Origin of the sequence: Sinorhizobium terangae (assembly GCF_009601505.1) — a bacterium.
Lineage (GTDB): Bacteria > Pseudomonadota > Alphaproteobacteria > Rhizobiales > Rhizobiaceae > Sinorhizobium > Sinorhizobium terangae.
Map to the genome: position 1 here is coordinate 1 of NZ_WITC01000036.1, position 20,701 is coordinate 20,701.

The following is a 20,701-nucleotide window of genomic DNA, read 5'->3' on the forward strand; positions in this document are numbered from 1 at the left end:
GGATTCCCTTTTTGTTGGGATTGTGATTCAAGATCATTGCTGGTGAGGAGGCCAGCAATGATGGCGCGACCTCTTTCTCTTGATTTACGCCAGCGCGTCGCCGCCGCTTTGGCCGGAGGCATGACGGTGCGGGCGGCCGCCTTGCGCTTTGGGATATCGGCGGCGACGGCGGTGCGGATCGGCCAGCTCGACCGGTCCGGCCGCGGTTTGGCGCCGGCCAAGATGGGGGGCCATGTCAAACCCATGCTGCGGGGCGCGGCGGCCGATGAGGTTCACCGCCGACTGGCGGCCAAAACCGATTGGACGGTGCGGGCGCTTGCCGCCGATCTGAAGGCGGCCGGGATCGATGTCTCGCATGACACCGTTTGGCGGTTTCTGCGCCGCGAAGGCAAGACATTTAAAAAAAACGCTGATCGCCAGCGAGCAGGACAGGCCGAAGGTGGCGCGCTTCCGAAGCCGCTGGAAGACCCATCAACATCGACTTGATCCGCGCCGCCTGGTGTTCGTTGACGAAACCTGGGTCAAAACCAACATGACGCGCAGCCGCGGCTGGTGTCAGCGCGGCCAGCCGCTGATCGCCAGAATACCGCATGGCCATTGGAAGACGCTGACCTTCCTCGCCGGGCTGCGTCACGACCGCATCGTCGCACCCTTCGTGCTCGACGGCCCGATCAACGGCATTGCCTTCACCGCCTGGGTCGAGCAATGCCTGGCGCCAACCCTCAACCCCGGGGATATCGTCATCCTCGACAATCTCGGCAGCCACAAGGGCAAGCCGGCGCGCAGCGCCATCCGCGACGCCGGCGCCCATCTGTTCTTCCTGCCGCCCTACAGCCCCGACCTCAATCCGATCGAGATGATGTTCGCCAAACTCAAGACCCTGCTGCGCAAGGCCGACGAGCGTAGCGTCGAGGCGACATGGCGGCGCGTCGGCGAAGCTCTCAAGGCGTTCAGCCCGCACGAATGCGCCGCCTATCTCAGGCATGCAGGATACGTTTCAACGTAGGTCTGACAGACTCTAGCGGCTGCTATTTAAGAACCAATTAAAATTGACGTATGCAAATTCAGGATGTCCGCGGCAATCGGAGGCGGCTCTAAATCGCCGCGGAACTACTGCATGATTCCTCAAATCGGAATCGATTTAAGGACAAAATCATGCAGCAATTCAAAGTGCTACAGCGACCTTTGCGCGTCCGATTGAACGCGACGCGCTTTAGCGGCGCATGAAGGCTTCGAAGGCCGCGCGCGCTTCCGCACTCTTCAACTGCGCTGCGAAGTGCTGAGCCTCCTCGTCGATACGGGCGAGCACATCACTTCGATCCCCACGAATGAGATCACGCGCAATGCGCAGCGCTTCCGGCGGCTTCCTGGCAAGGCGCGCCGCGAGCGAGAGCGTCTCTTCCTCCACCGCTTCCGGGCCAACGACCTTCCAGATCAGCCCGGCCTGCAAGGCATCGGTGGCCGCTAGAGGTTCTCCAGCGGCGAGAAGCCCGAAGGCACGCTGGTGCCCCATGATGCGCGGCGCGATCAGGCTGGATGCGGCCTCAGGCACGAGCGCAAGGTCGACGAAGGGGGTCTTGAAGACCGAACGTGCCGAAGCAACAGTCAAGTCGCAATGGAGATGGATGGTCGTGCCGATGCCGATCGCCAGACCGTCGACGCCGGATACAACCGGCTTTTTCGCGCCCGCGAGCGCCAGCAGGAAATCGAGTACCTCGGTCCCCATCGTGCCGCCCATTGCAAAGGCGAGAAAATCGGCCATGTCGTTTCCGGCGGAGAAGCATCCTTCGGAGCCGAGGAAGGCCGTGGCCCGGACAGCCGGATCGGTTCCTGCGACCGTCAACGCCTTGGTCATCTTGGCGTACATCTCGCGCGTGATGGCGTTCTTCTTTTCCGGGCGGTTGAAACGGATGACCTGGACGCCGGGCAAGGCCTCCGGGCGTTCGACAAGCACATGATCGGTCATGAGTTCCCCCTCAAACGAGAGCGGCGCGCGCGGCCGCAAGGCTTTCCGCGCCACCGACGACGCGGTCCTTGAGCGCGCCTGTTTCTGCGAGCAGGTTCTCCGCCGCGAACCGGCAGAGCGCGATGCGCGCATCTTGTTTTCCGTCGCCTGCCTGCGCCAGGCCACCCTTGGCGAGATAGGCGCCGGTCAGCACCAGCCCGAAGAGGCGCTGATAGGCGGTGGCACCGGACAGCGCGTCGGTGAGCTTTCCGCCTTCCAGCGCAGCAAGCAGCCATTCGCTCGCGTCGGCGAGATCGCCGATCGCAGCATCGAGCCGCACCGCCGTCTCGCCGAAACCCTTCCTGTTGGTGGATCCGACGGCGGCGGCGATCTCGCTCAGTTCGGCAATGAGTCCGCGCACATGGGCGCCATCGGACAAACGCAGTTTGCGGGTGACGAGATCGATCGCCTGGATACCGTTGGTGCCTTCATAGATCGGCGCGATGCGGGCATCGCGCAGGTAGCGGGCGGCGCCTGTCTCCTCGATGAAGCCCATGCCGCCATGCACCTGGATGCCCAAGGAGGCGACGTCAACACCGGCATCGGTGGCGAAGGACTTTGCGATCGGTGTCAGCAGACTCGAACGCTCCTGCCAATGACGGGCTTGGTCGCCTTTGCTGGCATGTGCCATGTCGACTGCGTGGGCGCAGGCATAGGCGATCGCGCGCGACCCCTGTGTCAGCGCCTTCATCGTCAGAAGCATCTGGGCGACATCCGGATGCTCAATGATCGGACTCATGCCCTCGCCGCTCCAGCCGGGCGCCCGGCCCTGCGTGCGTTCCTTGGCATAGGTGATCGCCTTCTGGGTGGCGGCATCGGCGATCGCGACCCCCTGCATGCCGACGGCCAACCGGGCGTTGTTCATCATCGTGAACATGCAGGCGAGCCCACGGTTCTCCTCGCCGATCAGATAGCCGATCGCACCTTTTTCATCGCCGAACTTGCCGTCACCATAGATCATCGTGCAGGTGGGCGAACCGTGAATGCCGAGCTTGTGCTCGAGCGAATGACAGAAGAGGTCGTTACGGGCACCGAGCGAGCCGTCGGCGTTGACAAGGAATTTCGGCACGAGAAACAGCGAAATGCCCTTCGTGCCGGCGGGCGCGTCCGGCAGGCGCGCCAACACCAGATGGACGATGTTGTCGGTAAAGTCGTGCTCGCCCCAGGTGATGAAAATCTTCTGGCCGAAGATGCGATAACTGCCGTCGTCGCGACGCTCGGCCCGAGTCTTGAGCACGCCGAGATCCGAACCGGCATGCGGCTCCGTCAGGTTCATCGTGGCGGTCCACTCGCCCGAGACCATTTTCGCGAGATATGTCGCCTTCAGGGCTTCCGAGCCGTGCTTCTCCAAGGCTTCGATGGCGCCCATGGTCAGCGTCGGGCCAAGCGCGAACGCCATCGAGCCGGCGTTCCACATCTCCATCGCGGCGACGTGCAGCATGTGCGGCAGGTTTTGCCCGCCGAAGGCTTCCGGCGCCGTCAGTCCGTTCCAGCCGCCGCCGATCCAGTTGTGATAGAGATCGCGCCAGCCTTCCGGCGTCTTGACCGCACCGTCGACGAGCCGTGCGCCCTGCCGATCACCGATATCGCCAAGAGGGGCCACCTCTTCCGTCGCAAAGCGCCCGGCTTCCGCGAGGATTGCATCGACCAGATCCTCGCCCAGTTCACCGAAAACACCGGCATCCAAGGCCTCGGCCATGCCGGCTACGTGCTTCAGTGTGAATGCGATCTCGTCGACCGGTGCTTTGTACATGATGGTCCTCCCCGTGCAGCCATTGCCATCGTCGACCGCGCGTCCTTCTTCGAACCGACACTATTGATTTTTACGTATACGTCAACGTCAATTGCGTTCGGCTCGCATTGCGCAGGCGTGTAACAAAACTGTCATCGACGGCGATTAGAAGCCGAGTCCGGATTGCCCGCTCACACTTTACCTCATTTCGGTCAGGCCAAGGCGCTGAGATGAACTTGATTTCTCCCGAGATACCGGGCCTTGTCTGGGCCTACCGCTTCATACCGGGGGAGAGCCGATGCCAGCGCATCGCGGCCGACTCTTCGATCGACAACCTGTCTGGCGGCGACGGCTGGGTCTGGCTGCATCTGGCGCTCAGCGATGCGCGCACGCCCGGGTTGATCGAACGCATCAGCAACCTACCGCAGGCAGCGATTGCCACGCTGACGAGTCACGACACACAGGCCGCAATTACCGTTTCCGAGGACGTCGTCCACGGGACGCTGGTGGATTTCGAGCGCACGTTCGACGAGGTCACGAAAACGATCGGCTGGCTGCATTTCGCGGTCAGTGACAAGATCATCATCACGACGCGGCTGCATCCGTTACGCAGCATCGACCGGGTGAAGGCGGCCGTCGAGAAGAGCACCAAATGCAACCGGCCGATCGACCTCTTCGAAATGCTGGTTGTCGAGTTCCAGAGAACGTTGATCACCCTCGTCCTGGAACTGACCGAAGAGTTGAATGTCATCGAGGATCACGTCTACGGAGAGGCTGGCCACAGGCAGCAGCCAGGGCTGGCACCGCTGCGCAGGACCGTGGTGCGGCTGCATCGGCACCTGCGGACCATTCTCGCCCTGTTGCGGCGGGCCGGAGCGTCGGAGGAGGATGAGGTGCCGCCGGGTTTCATCGACGCGGCCGAGCGGCTCTCCGATCGGCTGGAGGCGGTTGACCGGGATGTCTTCGCGCTCCAGGAGCGCGCGAGGCTTCTCCATGAGGAAATCGACAGCAAGATTTCCTCGGAGACAAACCGGCATCTCTACATCCTGTCGCTGATGACAGCGTTCCTTTTGCCGCCGACACTGGTGACCGGCTTCTTCGGCATGAATACGGGAGCCCTGCCCTTCGCCGATGGAAGCGGGACACTCTACGCGGCGTTGATCATCGCCTTTTCAATGGGCCTTGCCTGGCTCATTCTCCGTCGCATCGGCATTCTGTAGCACGCCGTTGCGGAAGGATGCGGACCGGTCTTCCAGCCTCATCCAAAGGCCGGAATCACTTCCGACCTGCCTTCTCGTCGGCCTGCAAGCCGATTTTAGCTGTAGGGCGAGTAGCACTGCCGACGCGGGCCGCCATAGGGTTGATAGGTGTTGTCATAGGCCCTGTAGGACCGATAGCGCGCGTAGCACCATTCGACGTGCCTGTTGCCGTAGCGAGCAACCGGCGGGCGGGCGATCGGTGGACGGACGATCGGCCCACCGATAATCACGCCAGTGCCGAAGGCCCCTCCCGGGTACCACCAGCCATCGTGATAGCGATAGCCGGGACGATAGTAACGATAGCCGCGATAGCCGTTGTAATAATAGCGGTCACCGTAGCGATAATATCCGCGCGGCCGATATTGAACGTCGGTTACATTGCTCTCAGCTTCGATCCTTGAAGGCGTGGGTGTGAACGCCTGCGACGGTGCGGCGGACGTCCCCAGCAACAAGGCTGCGAACGCCGCCGAGAGCCACTTGCCAGTCATTGTCTTCATGGTTTCCTCCATGACCGAAAGCCGGAAATCAACGGCGTGTTGAACGCATAAGTAGCGGGTCTTGTTCCCTATTTCTGGAACATGCAGCCGGCGATTGCGCCTTTGCCACTGGAGCAAGGGTCGAAAGATGAACCGTGCCGGCCACCTGCAACATCACAATCCTGAGCCGAACTTACGCATGACGCTTCTGCCGCAGGTCTGTGTACAGGAGCGATCGTTTCGCGCAGGATCGACACGGGGCTGAGATTTACGACCTTTTAACGCTAGTGTCGGCAATCTCAGTGGATGGAAAAGCGGGGACTCTCGATCTCGGGGACGATCTTGCGCCTGGCGGCCCTTCTGGGTCTGACCTTCGCGGCGGCGAATGTTCACGCGCGTGATCTCGAACCCTGGAAGCAGCGGCAGAACGCCATCATCGTCGATGCCTATGAGATGAACAGCATCGACTGGGAAGCGCTGCTGAAGGACAAGCGCATCGCCGGGTTCATCGCCAAAGCCTCCGACGGCCTGCCCGAGAGCTTCTCCTGCACCGGAGACCATGGCGGCGACACGGTCGCCCATTGCAAGACGATGTGGCGGAAGTACGCCGTCAGCCGCGAGCTCTACCAGACGCGCCGAATGATCGCGCGCGCGTACGGCCTGCTCTGGGGCGCCTATCATTTGGCCCGGCCCGGCAATCCTGTCGATCAGGCCAATCATTTCCTCGACTACGCCAATCCGCGCGACGACGAGGTGATGGTCCTCGACATAGAGGGGATCGACCCGGAAAAATACATGTCGCTGGAAGACGCGGCCATCTTCGCCGGGCATATCAAGGCCCGCACCGGCCGCTATCCGATCCTTTACACCAATCACATCACCGCGAAATACATCGCCGCCAACCGCTACAAGCACCGGCTGCTGTCGCGTCTTCCGCTCTGGTACGCCCGCTACAAGCCGGACATCCGCAAGGTTTTTCCGATGGGGAACTGGGACGGCTATGCCCTCTGGCAATTCTCCTCGTCGCACAATTGCGGCAAGCGGCGCTGCCCCTACCGTGTGCCCGGCACGCTTGACGACATCGACGTGAATGTCGCGGCGATGCCGGCGTCCGCGCTGAGGGCCGTCTGGCCGCAAGGCGCCCTTCTGCCCGAGAAACCGCCGGTGTTGACCGTGGTCGCGGCGGCGACGCGCGGGACAGCGCCGACGGCCAGCGCCAGGGCGGTAGCTTCCCTCGAGCGGCCTGCCTTGCTCGTCAGCCGCGCGACGGCCGAGAGCAAGTCGGGCAGCGGCGTCGACAGGACCGTTACCGGCTCGATCGCGGTCAGAGCTGCCGAAGTGCACCTGCCCGATCAGACCGAGCGGCGCTGACAGACCCGCCCGTCACGCCTCGATCTGGACGTCACCAATCGGCCGAGAGCAGCAGGCAAGGATGTAGCCCTCTTCGATCTCGTCATCGAGAATGCCGCCATTGTGGTTCATCTCGACATCGCCGGCGACCTTCATCACGCGACATGTGCCGCAGATGCCGCCCTCGCAGGCCGCACCGATCCGGACGCCGTTGGCGCGGGCGGCCTGCAGGATCGTCTGGCCAGGCACCACCGTCACGTCCTTGCCGCTCATGGTGAAGGTCACCCGAGCCGCCTCCGCCGAAACCCCCGCCCCGGCGCGCACCGCAAGCTCCTCTGCCGCGGGTGCGGCGGCTGGCTGGAAGCTCTCCTCGTGATAGCGCGCCATATCGAAGCCAGCACCCTTCAGCATCTCCCTGACGCCGCGCATGAAGGGCTCAGGCCCGCAGCAAAACACCGTCCTCTCCAGGAAGTCCGGCGCGAGCAGAGGCAATTTTGTCGCATCTATGCGACCGCGTAGCCCATGCCAGCCATGGCGCGCCTCATGGCCTTCGACGAGAAAACCAAGATTGAACCGCCGCATCTGGCGGGCGAGAACCTCCAGCTCGGAACGAAACAGGAGGTCCTCCGGCCTACGCGCGCAGGAAATGAAGGTGATGTCCGTGTCCGGCGCGCAGTCCGCCATCCAGCGCGTCATCGACATCATCGGCGTGACACCCGAGCCGGCCGAGATAAACAGGTATTTATCCCCCGGATGGCGAACGAAGCTGAAATCGCCGAGCGGCCCGAGCGCCTTCAGCCTCGTGCCCGGCTTCAGATTGTCGAACATCCAGCGCGTGCCGGTGCTGTCCGGCTGCGCCTTGACGGTGACGGCAACCGAGAGCGGGCGGGACGGAGAGGATGACAGCGTGTAGGTGCGCATCACCGGTTCCTCGCCGACGGGCAGTTCCAGCGTGACGAACTGCCCCGGCAGGTAGCGGAACCAGGCCGGCTTGTCCGAGCGGAAGGTGAAGGTCATCACGTCCGCAGTCTCGACCACGGCCGATATGCATTCGAGCAGATGCTGCCGATCGATCCACGGATGAAGCTCATCGAAATGGCGGAAGGAAGAGCCCATTTCCATGGTCATGCCACCCGCGAAAGAGGAGCGACGTCGCCTTGCAGGCGGTTCTGCATGAAATTGCAGTACCATTCGACGAACTGCATGACGCCGCCCTCGTGCTCGGCCGAATAGGGGCCGGGCTCATAGGCCGGCGAGCGGATGCCGAAGGCGTTTTCCTCGACGATCTGGCGATCCTGGTCGTTGGTCTCGGTCCAAACGTGGGTAAGGTCCTCGATGGTGTAATCGACGCCCTCGACGGCGTCCTTGCTGACAAGCCATTTGGTGGTGACCTGCGTCAGTTCCGGTCCAAGCGGCAGCACGCGGAAGGTGATCGCGTGATCGCCGAGCACATGGTTCCAGGTCGTCGGGTAGTGGAAGAGCAAGAGCGTGCCGATCCCGCGCTCGTTGACGCCGGTCGAAAGCGGTTTGCGAACGGCCGCTTGTCCGGACATGGTGTAGCTCTCCGCCCCGTTGATCAGCGGCATCCGCGTCATCCGGAATTGGCCGGTTGGTGCAATCCTGAAGCTGCTCGGAAGGCCTGCCGCCTCGCACCTTTCCCAATGGGCGCCGATCTCCGGGTCGTTCATGGCACCCTGGACGCCCGTCACCGTCGGGGCCTCCGGGTAGGTACGGCAAAGCTCCGGATGGTTGGCGGCGCAATGATAGCACTCGCGGTTGTTCTCCCAGACAAGCTTCCAATTGCCCTTCTCGACGATCGTGCTCTCATAGGCGACCTTGGTCTCCCCGAGTCTATGCGGCGCGAGATAGCCGGCAACCGTCTCCCGGAACGGCTGGAAATCCATCGGCTCGTCGGCGAGGCTGATGAAGATGTAGCCGCCAACCGTTTCGCAATGGACCGGCTTCAGGCTGTGCTGAGCCGGATCGAACCCTTCGGGCATCTGCCGCGCGAAAAGCAGCTTGCCGTCCAATTCGTAGGTCCACTGGTGATAGGGACAGACGAGCTTGGCCGATGAACCCTTGTGCTGCGTGCACACGCGCGAGCCGCGGTGGCGGCAGGAATTGTGAAGCGCCCGGATCGTTCCCTGCCGGTCGCGGACGATGACGATCGGATAGTCGCCGACCTGAACGGTAAAGTAGTTGCCGGCTTTCGGAATTTCACAGTCGTGACCGATGAAGAGCCAGTCCTTGTACCAGATGTGCTCGAGGTCCTGCCGGTAATATTCCGGGTCGGTGTAGAAGGCCCGGTCGAGGCTATAGCCCTCACGACGGTTTATGAGCCGGCGCAGCATATCGTTCTGAATGTCCATGTCCTGTCCTCGTTCATCAGTTCGCAGAGGCAGGACAGGAACCAACGCCGACAATGATGCCGGCGCGTCAAAGGCTCCGATCCGGCTGCCCGCCGCAACCAGTTACGGTCGATTTTTCGTCCCAAGGCTGGTTTCCGGGCTCTGGAGTGGCCCCTAAAGGGACCCGCCCGGCGCCTTCCCGGACACACCGTCCAGTGGCCTTTTGCCGTGGCTTTCGCTCCACCACCGTTGCGGGGGCAGCGCCGGGATCTGACCGGCTTCCCAATTCTCCGCCCTCCCTGGAGCGGCACCTTGAGTGTCCATATCTAAGCGCGCCCAGCATCTTTTCATTTGCCGATTGACGACATCGGCTCCCGGAAAGACGACACGATATCCGCTCATCGATCCTAAATTTGGGGATTGATATTATTTATTATAAACAATGTGATAGCGGAAAATGTAAGCAACTGATGATTTTTTCGGCAGCGTCATCCCGGGCACGAATTTGACTGGCCATTTTACGACACACCTTCGAAGCGGATACCATCGACAAAATGTGTTGAAAAATCATCTGTTAACCCTGAAGGACTAGCATTCGGGGAGATCAACTCGCTTCGCGGACAAGGATGGCGCCGGCGCGGATGGCTAGACTGAGATATTATGATACCGGCACGAGAGCCGTGATCCCCGCACCAAAGGCCACACCCCACGCGGAGTTCCTGCGGACCGGACGGATCGACCGCCGACGGCACTGGATGGCCGAGCAGCGGCGTTACCTGACGCATGAGGAGGTTGCGGAGCAAACCGGGCGGAAGCTTTCGGCGGCCGGGGAGACTACCCACAAGCGGATCAACGCTTTCCATTCTTCGATCCAATTCCCGAAGATGGTCTTTCACCGCACCCTGCCGAACAGTCCGCATCTCGGCTACTGCCATGTGACCGCCGCGAAAACGCACCTCGAGCGTTCGCACGACGTCACCTGGGCCTTCTATTTCGCGAACTTCTTCTCCGATCTCGGTGACGAGACGCATTTTTTCGATCGGATACAGAGGGGTTATTCGCGCATGTACTTCGCCGTCGCCATCGAGCCCGGCGGTGACGAAGGGCAGATGGTCATCAACCGCAATGTGCGGGGCAACGGATTGATCTTCCGAACGCAGGATCCGAAGATAGCACTGAAGAACGTCCTGATGCTGGGCGCACGGGACGACGCACTGCGCAAGATCATTCGCAGCCTTTGACCGACACGGTCGGCATTGCTCTTATGCATGTCGCTGTCCCAAAACCGCTGCGCACTTTTGGGTGACGTGCCTTGGCGAAGAAAATCGTTCTGTTTTTCCGGCACGTCCGTTAAAGGAGGCGACGGAAAGGCAAACGGAACCGTCATGGCCGAAATCATCGATACACGCACAGAACCGGCCCGGGCGATCGAGCACGCCTGCGTCGTTCTTTCCGAGGGCGAGCCGGTCGCGATCCCGACGGAGACGGTCTATGGGCTTGCGGCGGACGCGACAAACCCCGAAGCGATCAGCCGCATTTACGAGATGAAGGGCCGGCCCCGTTTCAATCCATTGATCTGCCACGTCTCGGATATGGCGATGGCCGAGGCGCATGTGACGTTCGACCCGATTTCGCGCCAGCTTGCGGACGCCTTCTGGCCGGGTCCTCTAACCCTTATCCTGCCGCAACGGCCGGAGAGCACCGTCCACGCGCTCGCTTCCGCCGGGCTCAATACGCTCGGCATCCGCATGCCTGCTGGCTTTTCACGGCAGGTGATCGCTCGCTTCGGACGCCCGCTTGCGGCGCCGAGTGCCAACACCTCCGGCAAGATCAGCCCCACCAGCGCAGCCCATGTTCAGGCCGACCTCGGTTCCAAGCTGAAGCTCATCCTCGATGCCGGCCCGGCTGGAATCGGGCTTGAGTCCACAATCATCAAGGTTGAAGGCGGCACACTGCGGCTCCTGAGACCCGGCGGGTTGGACGCCGGCGAGATCGAGAAGCTCACAGGGTGCGAGGTCGTGCGGCCGGACAGCGCCGGCGCGACGATCGAGGCGCCCGGCATGCTTGCGTCACATTACGCTCCGGGAGCGACCGTAAGATTGAATGCCGAGGATGTCCGGGCGGGAGAGGCGTTGATCCGCTTCGGCGGCAGGCCGCTTCCCGGCGAGGGCGAAGCGACGATCGTGCTGGACTTGAGCCCCGGCGGCAATCTTCGCGAGGCGGCCGCCAACCTTTTCGACTACATGAAGCAGGCGGATGCGAGCGGTGCTCGAACGATCGCCTTCGGCCGCGTGCCGGAAGAAGGCCTCGGAGAGGCAATCATCGACCGCCTGCAGCGGGCAGCGGCGCCCAGGGGCTGAACAATTCGCCGAAAAACGAAGGAGCGATCATGACGACCATACTTTCTCCCGAACTGATCGCCTCTTTCATCGACATCGTCGGCAGCGGCCACGCGCTCAGCAGTCCGGCGGAGACCGCGCCTTATCTCGTCGAGTCACGCGGGCTCTATCACGGCACCACCCCGCTCGTTCTCAGGCCAGGCTCCGTCGAGGAGGTCTCGCGCATCATGCGCCTGGCAAGCCAAACCCGTACCGCGATTGTCCCGCAGGGCGGAAATACCGGACATGTGGCCGGCCAGATCCCGCGCGAAGGAAAAGCCGACATGGTTCTTTCGCTCGAGCGGCTGAACCGCATCCGCGACGTCGATCCCGTCGGCAATGTCATCGTGGCCGATGCCGGCTGTATCCTTGCCGATGTCCAGAAGGCGGCGGACGATGCCGGACGCCTCTTCCCGCTGTCGCTCGGCTCCGAAGGCTCCGCCCGGATCGGCGGTAATCTCTCGACCAATGCCGGCGGCACGGCCGTGCTCGCCTACGGCAATATGCGCCAGCTTTGCCTGGGGCTGGAGGTCGTGCTGCCGACCGGCGAAATCTGGGACGGATTACGCCGATTGAAGAAGGACAACACGGGCTACGACCTTCGAGACCTGTTCATCGGCGCGGAAGGAACGCTTGGCGTCATCACCGGTGCGGTACTGAAGCTGTTCCCGAAGCCGCTTGGCCATCAGGTGGCATTCGCGGGCCTTAGGAGCGTCGAGGATGCGCTTGCCCTCTTCGATCGTGCTTCGACCCTCTGCGGACCGGCGTTGACGGGCTTCGAACTCATGCCGAGGATCGGCATAGAGTTCACCTCCCGGCATATTCCGGGCGTGCGCGATCCGATGCCGACAGTCCATCCCTGGTACGCGCTGATCGATATTTCGACCTCGGATTCCGCGGAGAGCGCCGAGCGCATGATAGAGGGTGTGCTCGAGACGGGCGTCAGCAATGGTCTCGTCGAAAATGCGATCATCGCGACGAGCGAGACGCAGCGCAAGGCGCTGTGGCACATGCGCGAAAGCATGTCGCCGGCACAGAAGCCGGAAGGCGGCTCGATCAAGCACGATGTATCAGTGCCCGTATCGAACATCCCCGCCTTCATGGCCGAGGCCGACACCGCCGTCATGAAAGCGATACCCGGCGCCCGTATTTGCGCCTTCGGCCACATGGGCGACGGCAACATCCATTACAATATTTCGCAGCCGGTCGGCGCCGACAAACAGGTCTTCCTTGACCGCTGGCGCGAGATGAACGCCATCGTCCACGGCATCGTGCTGAAGTATCGCGGATCGATCTCGGCCGAGCACGGCATCGGTCAATTGAAGCGCGATGAGCTCGCGGAAATCCGCCCGGAAATCGAGATCGAACTGATGCAGCGGATCAAGCATGCGTTCGACCCCGCAGGCATCATGAATCCAGACAAGGTGTTGCGCACAAGGTCTATGTGATCTAACCGCCCAGCCTGAGCTGCGTCAGCTGCATCAGCGTATCGGCGCTGATGCCGAAACCGCCACCGCCTGACAGGATCGTGGCGGCGGGAGAGACATCGGTGTTGTTCTCGACGTCATAAAGCGCTGTGAACCGCTGCAGGAGCTTATCGAGCTTCTCGGGATCGTGGAGATCCTCGATGTTCATCACGCGCTTGATGTATTCGGCTTGAACATCGATGTCGCTGCTTGCCATCTCCTGCGGGATGCTGAAGGCGGTTCTGACGACCTGCATCAAGGCGCTGTCGGCAAGAAGGTCGTAAACCGTGTTGACGTCGGTAGCCATGCGCTTGAAATAGAGCGCCAAGCGCACACCGGCATTGTCCTCGCCGGCGTTTTCTTCCAGCGTCTGGTTGAGGTAAAGATCCATCGTGGCAATGATGCCGCGCCGGGTCTGGATCTGGCCTGCGGCTCCGCGCGCAAGCTTTCCTTCGCCGTCGAAATTGAAAGAGGCCACGATCTCGCGATAGCGGGTGTCGTCCACCGTGTTGATGAAGCTTTCCGGGTCATCGAGATCGGAAACAAACATCTCCCTGAGATAGCTGGTCTCGATGGTCTCGGGATCAATGCCTGCGGCGACAAGGACGAAATCGACCAGGCGCCGGTTACCGAGCAAATCGTCGAGCGTTTCGATCTTCTGCATCTCGGCACTGTAGTATTTCGCCTCTTCCTGCGCCTTGGCCTTATCTTCGTCCGTGCCAAAGCGGCTCTTTTCGATGACATAGGCCTTCGATGTATTGAGGATTTCGGCCTCGGATTGTGCAAGCTTGGGCGCGCCGAGCGAGCCGTCAGGCTCAAAGTTGAACGCCTTGGCGAGCGTCACGTAACGCTCGTCCTTGAGAGAATTGGCGTAGCTGTCGGGGTCGCTGAGATCGCTCGTCAGGACTTTTCTCAGCTTGCGTACGCTGTCCCCCTCCTCCTCGAGACCGAATGCGCGCAGCGTAAGCGTCATCATGCTGGTGTCGTTCAGCAGATTGTCAACGCTCGTCAGCGTGTTGATCAGCATCTTGAAACGAGAGATCAAAGCCTCGTCCGCAGCATCGTCCTTGTCGTTGTAATGGATCATATAGCCATCGGACGTGGTGGCGATCTGCGCTGCCGTCTGCGCGCTGTCGCCGCTCGCGAGCGTGCCATCGGTCTGGAAATTGAAGGCGGCTGCCATGGCCTTGTAGGCCTTGTTGTACTCGCCGCCCATCGTGTTGGCGTAGCTGTTCGGGTCGTCGAGGTCACTGGTCAGAATGTTCTCGACGGTCGTCGTCAAGGTGCTCGGCGGCAATCCGAAAGCAGTCACCACGTAGTTGAACAGGCGGGTATCGGCCTTCAATGCGGCGACCGTCGTGATGCTGCCGATCTTCGACTCATAATAGCTCTTGTTGAGCAAAGCCTCGGCCGAGGTAACGCGGTCGCTGGCGTTGAGGATATAGCTTTCGTTGATGGCACTCTTTTGCGCCGCGTCCTGCGGCAAAGTGCTGGCGGGCAGGGTCCCGTCGGTCTGGAAATTGAATGCCTTTGCGAAATTCAGCGCCGCGTTGCTGCCGAGCTTGTTAACGTAACTGTTCGGATCGCTGACGTCGCTGGTCAGGATCTGTCTCAAATGGGTATAGGAGGTGTATTTGGGATCGAACCCGAAGGCCTTCATCGCATAGGTCCTGAGACGTTCATTGCCCAGGAACTGGTCGACATCCGTCACCGTATCGATCACCGCGTTGTAATAGCTCGTCTCGGCATTGAGCACATTCGACTGGTTGGCGATCGTTTCGCTGTAAAGCCCGATCAGCGCATCGGTCTGAGCGTCGGTCTGGGCAACGGCGGTCGACGAACCGAAACTGAACGCCTCGGCGAAGTTGCGATACCGCTCGTCCGTCAGGCGATTGGCAAAGCTGTTGTCGTCCTTGAGGTCGCTCTCGAGAACCTTTCGCATGAAGGCGACCGCATAGGTCATGTCCTCCAGGCCGTGGGCCTTCATCGCGTAGGAATAGAGGCGGTAGTCGTCGAGAAATTCGTCGACCGACGTCACCTTGCCGATATTCGTCTTGTAGTATTCGGCCTCGCGCGCAACCCGCGGCTGTATCGACACCCGGTTAAGACTGGCCCTCATGTCACGGGTAATGAGATTATAGTCGATATAGGTCGAAACCATGCCGCCGCCTTGTCGATTGCTTCTTGTCGATTGCTGGCGGGCCGCGCCCACCAAACAGAATTCTGACGCCACATCATCTTCCTACAGACTTGTGTGTGGCTTTTCCGGCATTCGTTCGCGGTTCAAAAAAATCCCGGCAATTTCGTTGACGAAGAAGAAACCTTGACGGGTCGGCTTTTGCTAACCATCGGGCCACGCAAAGTTTTTTTAACCGCGATTTTTAAGCCGTCCGGAAGAGCGGCTGCCTATTCTCCCGCCCTAGAGGACGAAAAGTCCCGACGAGAAGACCGGGAACCGGCTCTCAAGGAAAAACAAGGGCGATTGAAATGCGCAACACACTTTCTCAACCGGCCTGGGTTGAAAACAAACTGAGGCTCGATCCCAAGCGTTTTCCGCAGCAGGCAACCTACGCCTTGCGCGGACATGCCGGCAATGTCACCATCAGCCTCGACGAACGTGGCGCTGTTTTGCGCAAAGTGCTACCATCGAGCGGCCTGCCGCTTTCGATCGCGCTGCCTGCGCGAGCGTTCAAGGGTGTTGCAGCGCGGGCCATCGACCACGGCGACGGAGAGGTTACAGTGACGCTCGAACTCCATCACGACGATCCGGATCTTTGCATCCCGCTGCTCGTCGCCCACGACCTTTCCGACATTGCCGCCGACTGGCGGGCCTGGGCGGAAGCCTACCGCATCCCGATGCTGATGGTCGAAGCCGACGGCGTCGCACGTCCTCTGGAAGAGCACCTCGGCGATGTCCGCACGGCTCCGACGAAACCGCGCCGCCGCCACTCCTTTTTCGCCGAGCGCCGCCCGCGCTTTCTCGTGCGCCGCTCGACCGGGACGCTCGGCGTTCACATGAAAATCGGCGGACGCGAAATCATCGCCCGGACCTGATTCCACTCCCTATCGACGTCCAGTGCGAGGACCGGCCGAACCCTGCGGTCGGTTCTCGTCTTTTGGCGCCTGTGGAGCACGCGGGGAACGCCGCCAGGTTTTCCACATGTTGCGGGCAAATGTTACCGCAGAAACAGTGGCTTCGCCTTCATCATGCCATATGCGCTCCATAGCCAATGGCACGAATGAAGGAGATATCGCATGCGCAAGCATCTGCTCGCCGTCCTCACTGCCATCCGGGCCGCTTTTCGTGCACGTGCTGCCATCAAGCTGCGCAAGCCCGATGGCGGACCGAGCTGGGCGTAACCGGCGTCACGATGGACGAGGCTTGACCGAAATGTCCGGTCGACCGGAAGCCCACACGTCCTCCGGATCCAGCCGGAGGATTTTTCATATGAGACGGATGAGTAGCGTCAGGACAAGCCCTGCAAACACAATGAGACCGACGACGCTGTTGAACTTGAACAATGCAAGGCATTGCAGCGGGTCATGGATATTCAGCACCAGGATCTGATAGCCAAGCATCACCGCCGCCACCAAAAGGGCCGCATAAGCGAAGAAGCCCACGCCCGCCGCGACAAAAGCGAGCAACATAAGCAAGACGGCAAATCCATAGAGCCCGATCAGCCAAGGCCGGGGATTGTCGCCGAACCGGCGCGCGGTCGAACGGACGCCGATCAGTGCGTCGTCCTCCCTGTCCTGATAGGCATAGATGGTGTCGTAGCCAATGGTCCAGGCGATCGCGGCTGCGTAAAGCAAAATGGAGGCAAGGGAGAGCGCGCCGAACTCCGCCGACCAGCCCATTATGGCGCCCCAGGAGAAGGCAAGGCCGAGGAAGAATTGCGGCCAGTCGGTGAAGCGCTTGGCAAACGGATAGATCGCCACCAGCGCCAGCGACAGAATACCCAGGAAAATACTGAAGCCGTTGAACTGCAGCAGGACGAGAAGTCCCACAAGGGCCTGCAGTACGATGAAGGCCTTCGCCTGGAAGCGCGTGACGCGCCCGGAAGGCAGCGGGCGCGACCGGGTGCGCGCCACTTCCATATCGATATCGTGGTCGACAATGTCGTTGTAGGTGCAGCCGGCACCGCGCATCGCGATCGCGCCGACCGTGAACAGCATAACGTGGAACAGGAAACGGCCGGCCGAGAAGCTGCCAAGGGTTGCCGCAGTTGCGGAAGCCAACGCCGCCGACCAGAGGCAAGGCCACAACAAAAGCTGCCACCCGATCGGCCTGTCCCAGCGGGCAAGCTGCGCGTAGGGCCAAAGCGCGCGCGGCAGCACGCGATAAACCCAGTTGTTGGATGGTGCGTCGTAAACGCGGCCGGAATCGAGAGAAGAGGTGTTCATCACTCCTGTTTGGCTCCCCGAGGGCGGACGGTCAAGCGGCAACGCTCCGTCCCACAGTCAGTGCGGCATGGTTGCGGCAATTCAAAGTGGTACAGCATCCTCTGCGCGCCTGATAAGACGCACGGCGCTGTGGGCCGTCAAGGAAGAGTAAAGTCGAAGCGATAGGTCGCGGCAACGCCGACCAGAAGCTGGTTTCGGCTGCCGCGTTCGCGCACCAGGCTCGAATCGGCGGCGGGGCCCATCAATCGCCGGTATTCGGCATAGGCGCTGGTCTCCAGCTTCTCTGTCGCCTGCCAGGTGATCGCAGCACCGAGGCCGGCGGAGTGGATGCCGCCGCCCGGGTCATAGGCGCTCAGGTCGGACGCGGCGGATTCCTTGTTGTTCACACCGTAATAGGTGTCGAAATAATCACTCGTCGCAGCCGTCAGACGCGGACCGCCGGAAATCCGTACTGTGTCGCTGACATCGACGAACGCGTCCGCCGCAACGTCCGCGACGACACCGTGATGGGTGCGGATACCCTGGCGGACTTCGGCGCGCAGACGCATCCAATCGGTCGGATAGACTTCGGCGAAGCCGCCGACTTCGCCGCCGAACTTGACCGGATCGAGGCCCTTCAGATCGCTCGACCTATCCTCGTCGCGCTCAAAGAGCAGCTTGCCCACGACGCCTGCCCGCAAGCCGCCCTGATCGAGGAGCCCATAGGACATATTGTCGTTGCGCGACGAAAAACGCACGGTGCTGCCGGCCTTGCCGAGCGAGACCAGCGGCGCCGCCTGGAACATCCGATTGGATGCGCCTTCATATTTCGGGCCGATGAAACCGGTGGCGCCGACCTTCAGATACCAATCGCCCGACCAGATAAAGCGGCCGTCTTCGGCCTTAGCCGCGCCGGCCAGCAGAAGAATAGTTCCGGAAAGAAAAGCAATACGGATACGCAATGAACAACTCCGGGTGAATCATGCAGCAATTCAAAGTGCTACAGCGACCTTTGCGCGTCCGACTGGACGCGCGGCGCTGTAGTCGGCTGGATCGTGGCACGAGCGAGGGAGAGAGCTCTTATGTGATACAACCGCCGCTTTATTTGTGGTGTATTCCTACGATTCCGTTAACCAGGTCAATTCAGCATTCATTTCCCATGGCATGTTGTCGGTCAGCTTGAGTGGTCGCGCAGATAGAGGCTTGGCGGTGCGCCAAGCATGCGCCGGAACATGGTCGTGAATGCCGCGACGTTCTCGTAGCCCGCATCGAGCGCCACGGTCGTGATCGGTTCGCCGTCGGCGAGGCGCGGCAGCGAGCCGAATATGCAGGCCTGCTGTCGCCAGGTAACGAAGCTGACGCCGGTCTCGTGCCGAAAAAGGCGTGTAAAGGAACGGCGGCTGATGCCCATGCGATCGGCCCACTGATCTATGGTCGCGTTCGCGGAAGGTGTCTTCAGGAACTGCCGGCATAACGTGGCAAGCCTCTGGTTCCGCGGGAAAGGCAGGCCCAACGGCCGCTCGGCGAGCCGCGGGATCTCCGCCAGCAACAGATCCATGATCAGTTGCTCCCGTCGTTCCGACGATACTTCTTCCTTAGCACCGACCAAGGCGTCGATAAGGCTGCCGACGAGCGCCGTGATCTCCAGCACGAGCGGCCGATCCGCGCGATTGGAGGCGGCGGAAATATAGATCGAGTGCATCCGGACATCGCTCACCATCTCCGCCGAGTGTTCCGTGCCAGCGGGTATGAGCAGGGCGTGACCCGGAGGGATCATCCAGCGCCCGCCCGGCGTGTGCACCAGGACAACTCCGCAGCGCGCCCACCACAACTGCGTGCGGCTATGGCTGTGTGGCGGAATCCTCAAGCCGGAGGCGTAGTCCTTGCCGATCGCCAGGACAGAGGCGTTCGCCTTCTCGATCCATTCCAGGCTTCTGAAGTGATCCGCATCCGGCAGTTGCAGCAGGTGATTTCTTCTCGATACCGGCATTTGGCCCACTCGCGAAAGAACTGGACCAAATCACAAAAGCAGGCCAGCGACAAGCCGTCTAGAGATGACCGGCAGATCAACAGGTGAGCCGTTCGCAGGGAAACATCTCATGGCTTCAGTGACGTCGACAGCAAGCATCAGTCCCGAAAAGACCGCCTTTTCCGTCATTCTTGCGGTCAGCTTCTGCCACATGCTGAACGATGTCATGCAGTCGCTGCTTACCGCACTCTATCCGTTGCTGAAGGAGAATTACGCACTCGACTTCGTTCAGATCGGCCTCCTGACCTTCACGTTTCAACTGACCGCATCGATGTTGCAGCCGGCGGTCGGCATCGTCACCGATCGGTGGGGCCTGCCCTATTCCCTGCCGGTGGCCATGCTTTCAACCTGCTCGGGCCTCATTCTCCTCGCAAACGCCGATCACTTCTGGATCCTTCTCGTGGCCGCGAGCCTGATCGGCGTCGGCTCTGCGATCTTTCATCCCGAATCTTCCCGGGTGGCGCGGCTCGCGTCGGGCGGCCGCCACGGACTGGCGCAATCGCTCTTCCAGGTCGGCGGCAATGCCGGCAGCGCGCTGGGACCGCTGCTCGCCGCCTTCATCGTCATTCCATTCGGCCAGGGCAGTCTCGCCTGGTTCTCGATCGTGGCGATCACCGGCTTCTTCGTCCTTTCCTGGGTCAGCACCTGGTATGTGCGCCATCGCCGCATGACCATGAACCGGCCCGCTCCGAACCGCGCGCTTCCCTTGCCGAAGGCTCGCGTTCTGTGGGCAATCGCGATTCTCGTTCTGCTGACCGCGACGAAGAACGTCTATCTCGCCAGCATATCCAGCTACTTCACCTTCTTCGTAATCGAGAAGTTCGGCACGAGCGTGCAGCAGGCCCAGCTCATGCTGTTCCTGTTCCTCGGCTCGGCGGCTGCCGGGACCTTCCTCGGCGGCCCGATCGGCGATCGGTATGGCGCGCGCTTCGTCATCTGGTTCTCGATTCTCGGCGTCATTCCGTTCGCGCTCATGCTGCCCTATGCAAACCTGTTCTGGACAGGCGTGCTGAGCGTAATCATCGGCCTCATCTTCTCGTCCGCCTTCTCGGCCATCGTCGTCTTCGCACAGGAGCTCGTTCCCGGCCGCGTGGGGCTGATCGCCGGCGTCTTTTTCGGCTTTGCCTTCGGCTTCGGCGGCATGGGCGCTGCAGTGCTCGGCATCTTCGCCGACCGCCAGGGCATTACGTTCGTTTACGAGCTCTGCTCCTACCTGCCGTTGCTGGGCATCCTGACGGTGCTGCTGCCAAGGCTTCCGACGAGGTAGGACGCGGC

17 protein-coding genes and 1 riboswitch are annotated in these 20,701 nt (G+C 61.5%); of the genes, 8 read left to right on the top strand and 9 right to left on the bottom strand.

From position 1 onward, the window contains the following. Positions 1–60 precede the first annotated feature (60 nt). Positions 61–1,006 (top strand): IS630 family transposase gene (locus GHK62_RS08415; protein WP_167528167.1). Its coding sequence is split into 2 segments (ribosomal slippage): positions 61–399 and positions 401–1,006, totalling 945 coding nucleotides; the frame shifts between segments, so codons are not numbered across the junction. A 207-nt stretch (positions 1,007–1,213) separates the two neighbouring features. Here the strand turns inward: GHK62_RS08415 and GHK62_RS08420 are convergent. Both GHK62_RS08420 and GHK62_RS08425 read right to left on the bottom strand, forming a co-directional pair. Then, a complete protein-coding gene (locus GHK62_RS08420; protein ID WP_153438057.1) occupies positions 1,214–1,966 on the bottom strand; it encodes a crotonase/enoyl-CoA hydratase family protein in 753 nt (250 codons plus the stop codon). A 10-nt stretch (positions 1,967–1,976) separates the two neighbouring features. Next, the gene (locus tag GHK62_RS08425; RefSeq protein ID WP_153438059.1) at positions 1,977–3,758 is read right to left on the bottom strand and encodes an acyl-CoA dehydrogenase family protein; all 1,782 of its coding nucleotides are present in this window, start codon (positions 3,756–3,758) and stop codon (positions 1,977–1,979) included. A gap of 209 nt (positions 3,759–3,967) precedes the next feature. Here GHK62_RS08425 and GHK62_RS08430 point away from each other — a divergent pair, with 209 nt between their 5' ends. After that, the gene (locus GHK62_RS08430; RefSeq protein WP_153438060.1) at positions 3,968–4,957 is read left to right on the top strand and encodes a transporter; all 990 of its coding nucleotides are present in this window, start codon (positions 3,968–3,970) and stop codon (positions 4,955–4,957) included. Positions 4,958–5,052: 95 nt separating this feature from the next. Here the strand turns inward: GHK62_RS08430 and GHK62_RS08435 are convergent, their stop codons facing one another. Beyond that, positions 5,053–5,484 carry a BA14K family protein gene (locus tag GHK62_RS08435; protein ID WP_153438869.1) on the bottom strand — a complete coding sequence of 144 codons (432 nt, stop codon included), beginning with the start codon at positions 5,482–5,484 and terminating at the stop codon, positions 5,053–5,055. 294 nt (positions 5,485–5,778) lie between these two features. Here GHK62_RS08435 and GHK62_RS08440 point away from each other — a divergent pair, with 294 nt between their 5' ends. Beyond that, positions 5,779–6,843, top strand: a complete 1,065-nt coding sequence (locus GHK62_RS08440; RefSeq protein ID WP_167528195.1) for a glycoside hydrolase family 25 protein — start codon at positions 5,779–5,781, stop codon at positions 6,841–6,843. A gap of 12 nt (positions 6,844–6,855) precedes the next feature. Here GHK62_RS08440 and GHK62_RS08445 read toward each other — a convergent pair whose 3' ends face one another. Both GHK62_RS08445 and GHK62_RS08450 read right to left on the bottom strand, forming a co-directional pair. Further along, positions 6,856–7,950, bottom strand: a complete 1,095-nt coding sequence (locus GHK62_RS08445) for an FAD-binding oxidoreductase (protein WP_167528196.1) — start codon at positions 7,948–7,950, stop codon at positions 6,856–6,858. After that, positions 7,947–9,191 (bottom strand): aromatic ring-hydroxylating oxygenase subunit alpha, encoded by a 1,245-nt coding sequence (locus tag GHK62_RS08450; RefSeq protein WP_153438062.1) that lies wholly within the window; start codon positions 9,189–9,191, stop codon positions 7,947–7,949. The genes GHK62_RS08445 and GHK62_RS08450 overlap by 4 nt, the downstream gene beginning before the upstream one ends. A 108-nt stretch (positions 9,192–9,299) precedes the next feature. Next, positions 9,300–9,500, bottom strand: a riboswitch (cobalamin riboswitch). A gap of 311 nt (positions 9,501–9,811) precedes the next feature. Here GHK62_RS08450 and GHK62_RS08455 point away from each other — a divergent pair. The 3 genes from GHK62_RS08455 to GHK62_RS08465 all read left to right on the top strand — a co-directional run bounded on the left by GHK62_RS08455 (position 9,812) and on the right by GHK62_RS08465 (position 12,996). Then, a complete protein-coding gene (locus GHK62_RS08455; RefSeq protein ID WP_153438063.1) occupies positions 9,812–10,411 on the top strand; it encodes a DUF6656 family protein in 600 nt (199 codons plus the stop codon). A 144-nt stretch (positions 10,412–10,555) separates the two neighbouring features. Then, entirely contained in the window at positions 10,556–11,530 is a 975-nt protein-coding gene (locus GHK62_RS08460; RefSeq protein ID WP_153438065.1) for an L-threonylcarbamoyladenylate synthase, read from the top strand. A 29-nt stretch (positions 11,531–11,559) separates the two neighbouring features. Then, a complete protein-coding gene (locus GHK62_RS08465) occupies positions 11,560–12,996 on the top strand; it encodes an FAD-binding oxidoreductase (protein ID WP_153438067.1) in 1,437 nt (478 codons plus the stop codon). 1 nt (position 12,997) lies between these two features. On the opposite strand, the gene GHK62_RS08470 is transcribed toward GHK62_RS08465, so the two are convergent. Further along, positions 12,998–15,175, bottom strand: a complete 2,178-nt coding sequence (locus GHK62_RS08470) for a DUF1217 domain-containing protein (protein ID WP_153438069.1) — start codon at positions 15,173–15,175, stop codon at positions 12,998–13,000. Positions 15,176–15,501: 326 nt separating this feature from the next. On the opposite strand from GHK62_RS08470, the gene GHK62_RS08475 reads away from it, so the two are divergent. Further along, a complete protein-coding gene (locus tag GHK62_RS08475) occupies positions 15,502–16,068 on the top strand; it encodes a DUF6101 family protein (RefSeq protein WP_153438071.1) in 567 nt (188 codons plus the stop codon). A 390-nt stretch (positions 16,069–16,458) separates the two neighbouring features. Here the strand turns inward: GHK62_RS08475 and ubiA are convergent, their stop codons facing one another. From ubiA to GHK62_RS08490, 3 genes are all read right to left on the bottom strand, one after another. After that, complete coding sequence (gene ubiA, locus GHK62_RS08480) at positions 16,459–17,418, bottom strand: 4-hydroxybenzoate octaprenyltransferase (protein WP_153438073.1); 960 nt, start codon at positions 17,416–17,418, stop codon at positions 16,459–16,461. A 137-nt stretch (positions 17,419–17,555) separates the two neighbouring features. After that, complete coding sequence (locus GHK62_RS08485) at positions 17,556–18,359, bottom strand: MipA/OmpV family protein (RefSeq protein WP_153438075.1); 804 nt, start codon at positions 18,357–18,359, stop codon at positions 17,556–17,558. Positions 18,360–18,571: 212 nt separating this feature from the next. Beyond that, entirely contained in the window at positions 18,572–19,387 is an 816-nt protein-coding gene (locus GHK62_RS08490) for an AraC family transcriptional regulator (protein ID WP_153438077.1), read from the bottom strand. 109 nt (positions 19,388–19,496) lie between these two features. Between GHK62_RS08490 and GHK62_RS08495 the strand changes: the two genes are divergently transcribed. Further along, a complete protein-coding gene (locus tag GHK62_RS08495) occupies positions 19,497–20,693 on the top strand; it encodes an MFS transporter (RefSeq protein WP_153438079.1) in 1,197 nt (398 codons plus the stop codon). Positions 20,694–20,701 lie beyond the last annotated feature (8 nt).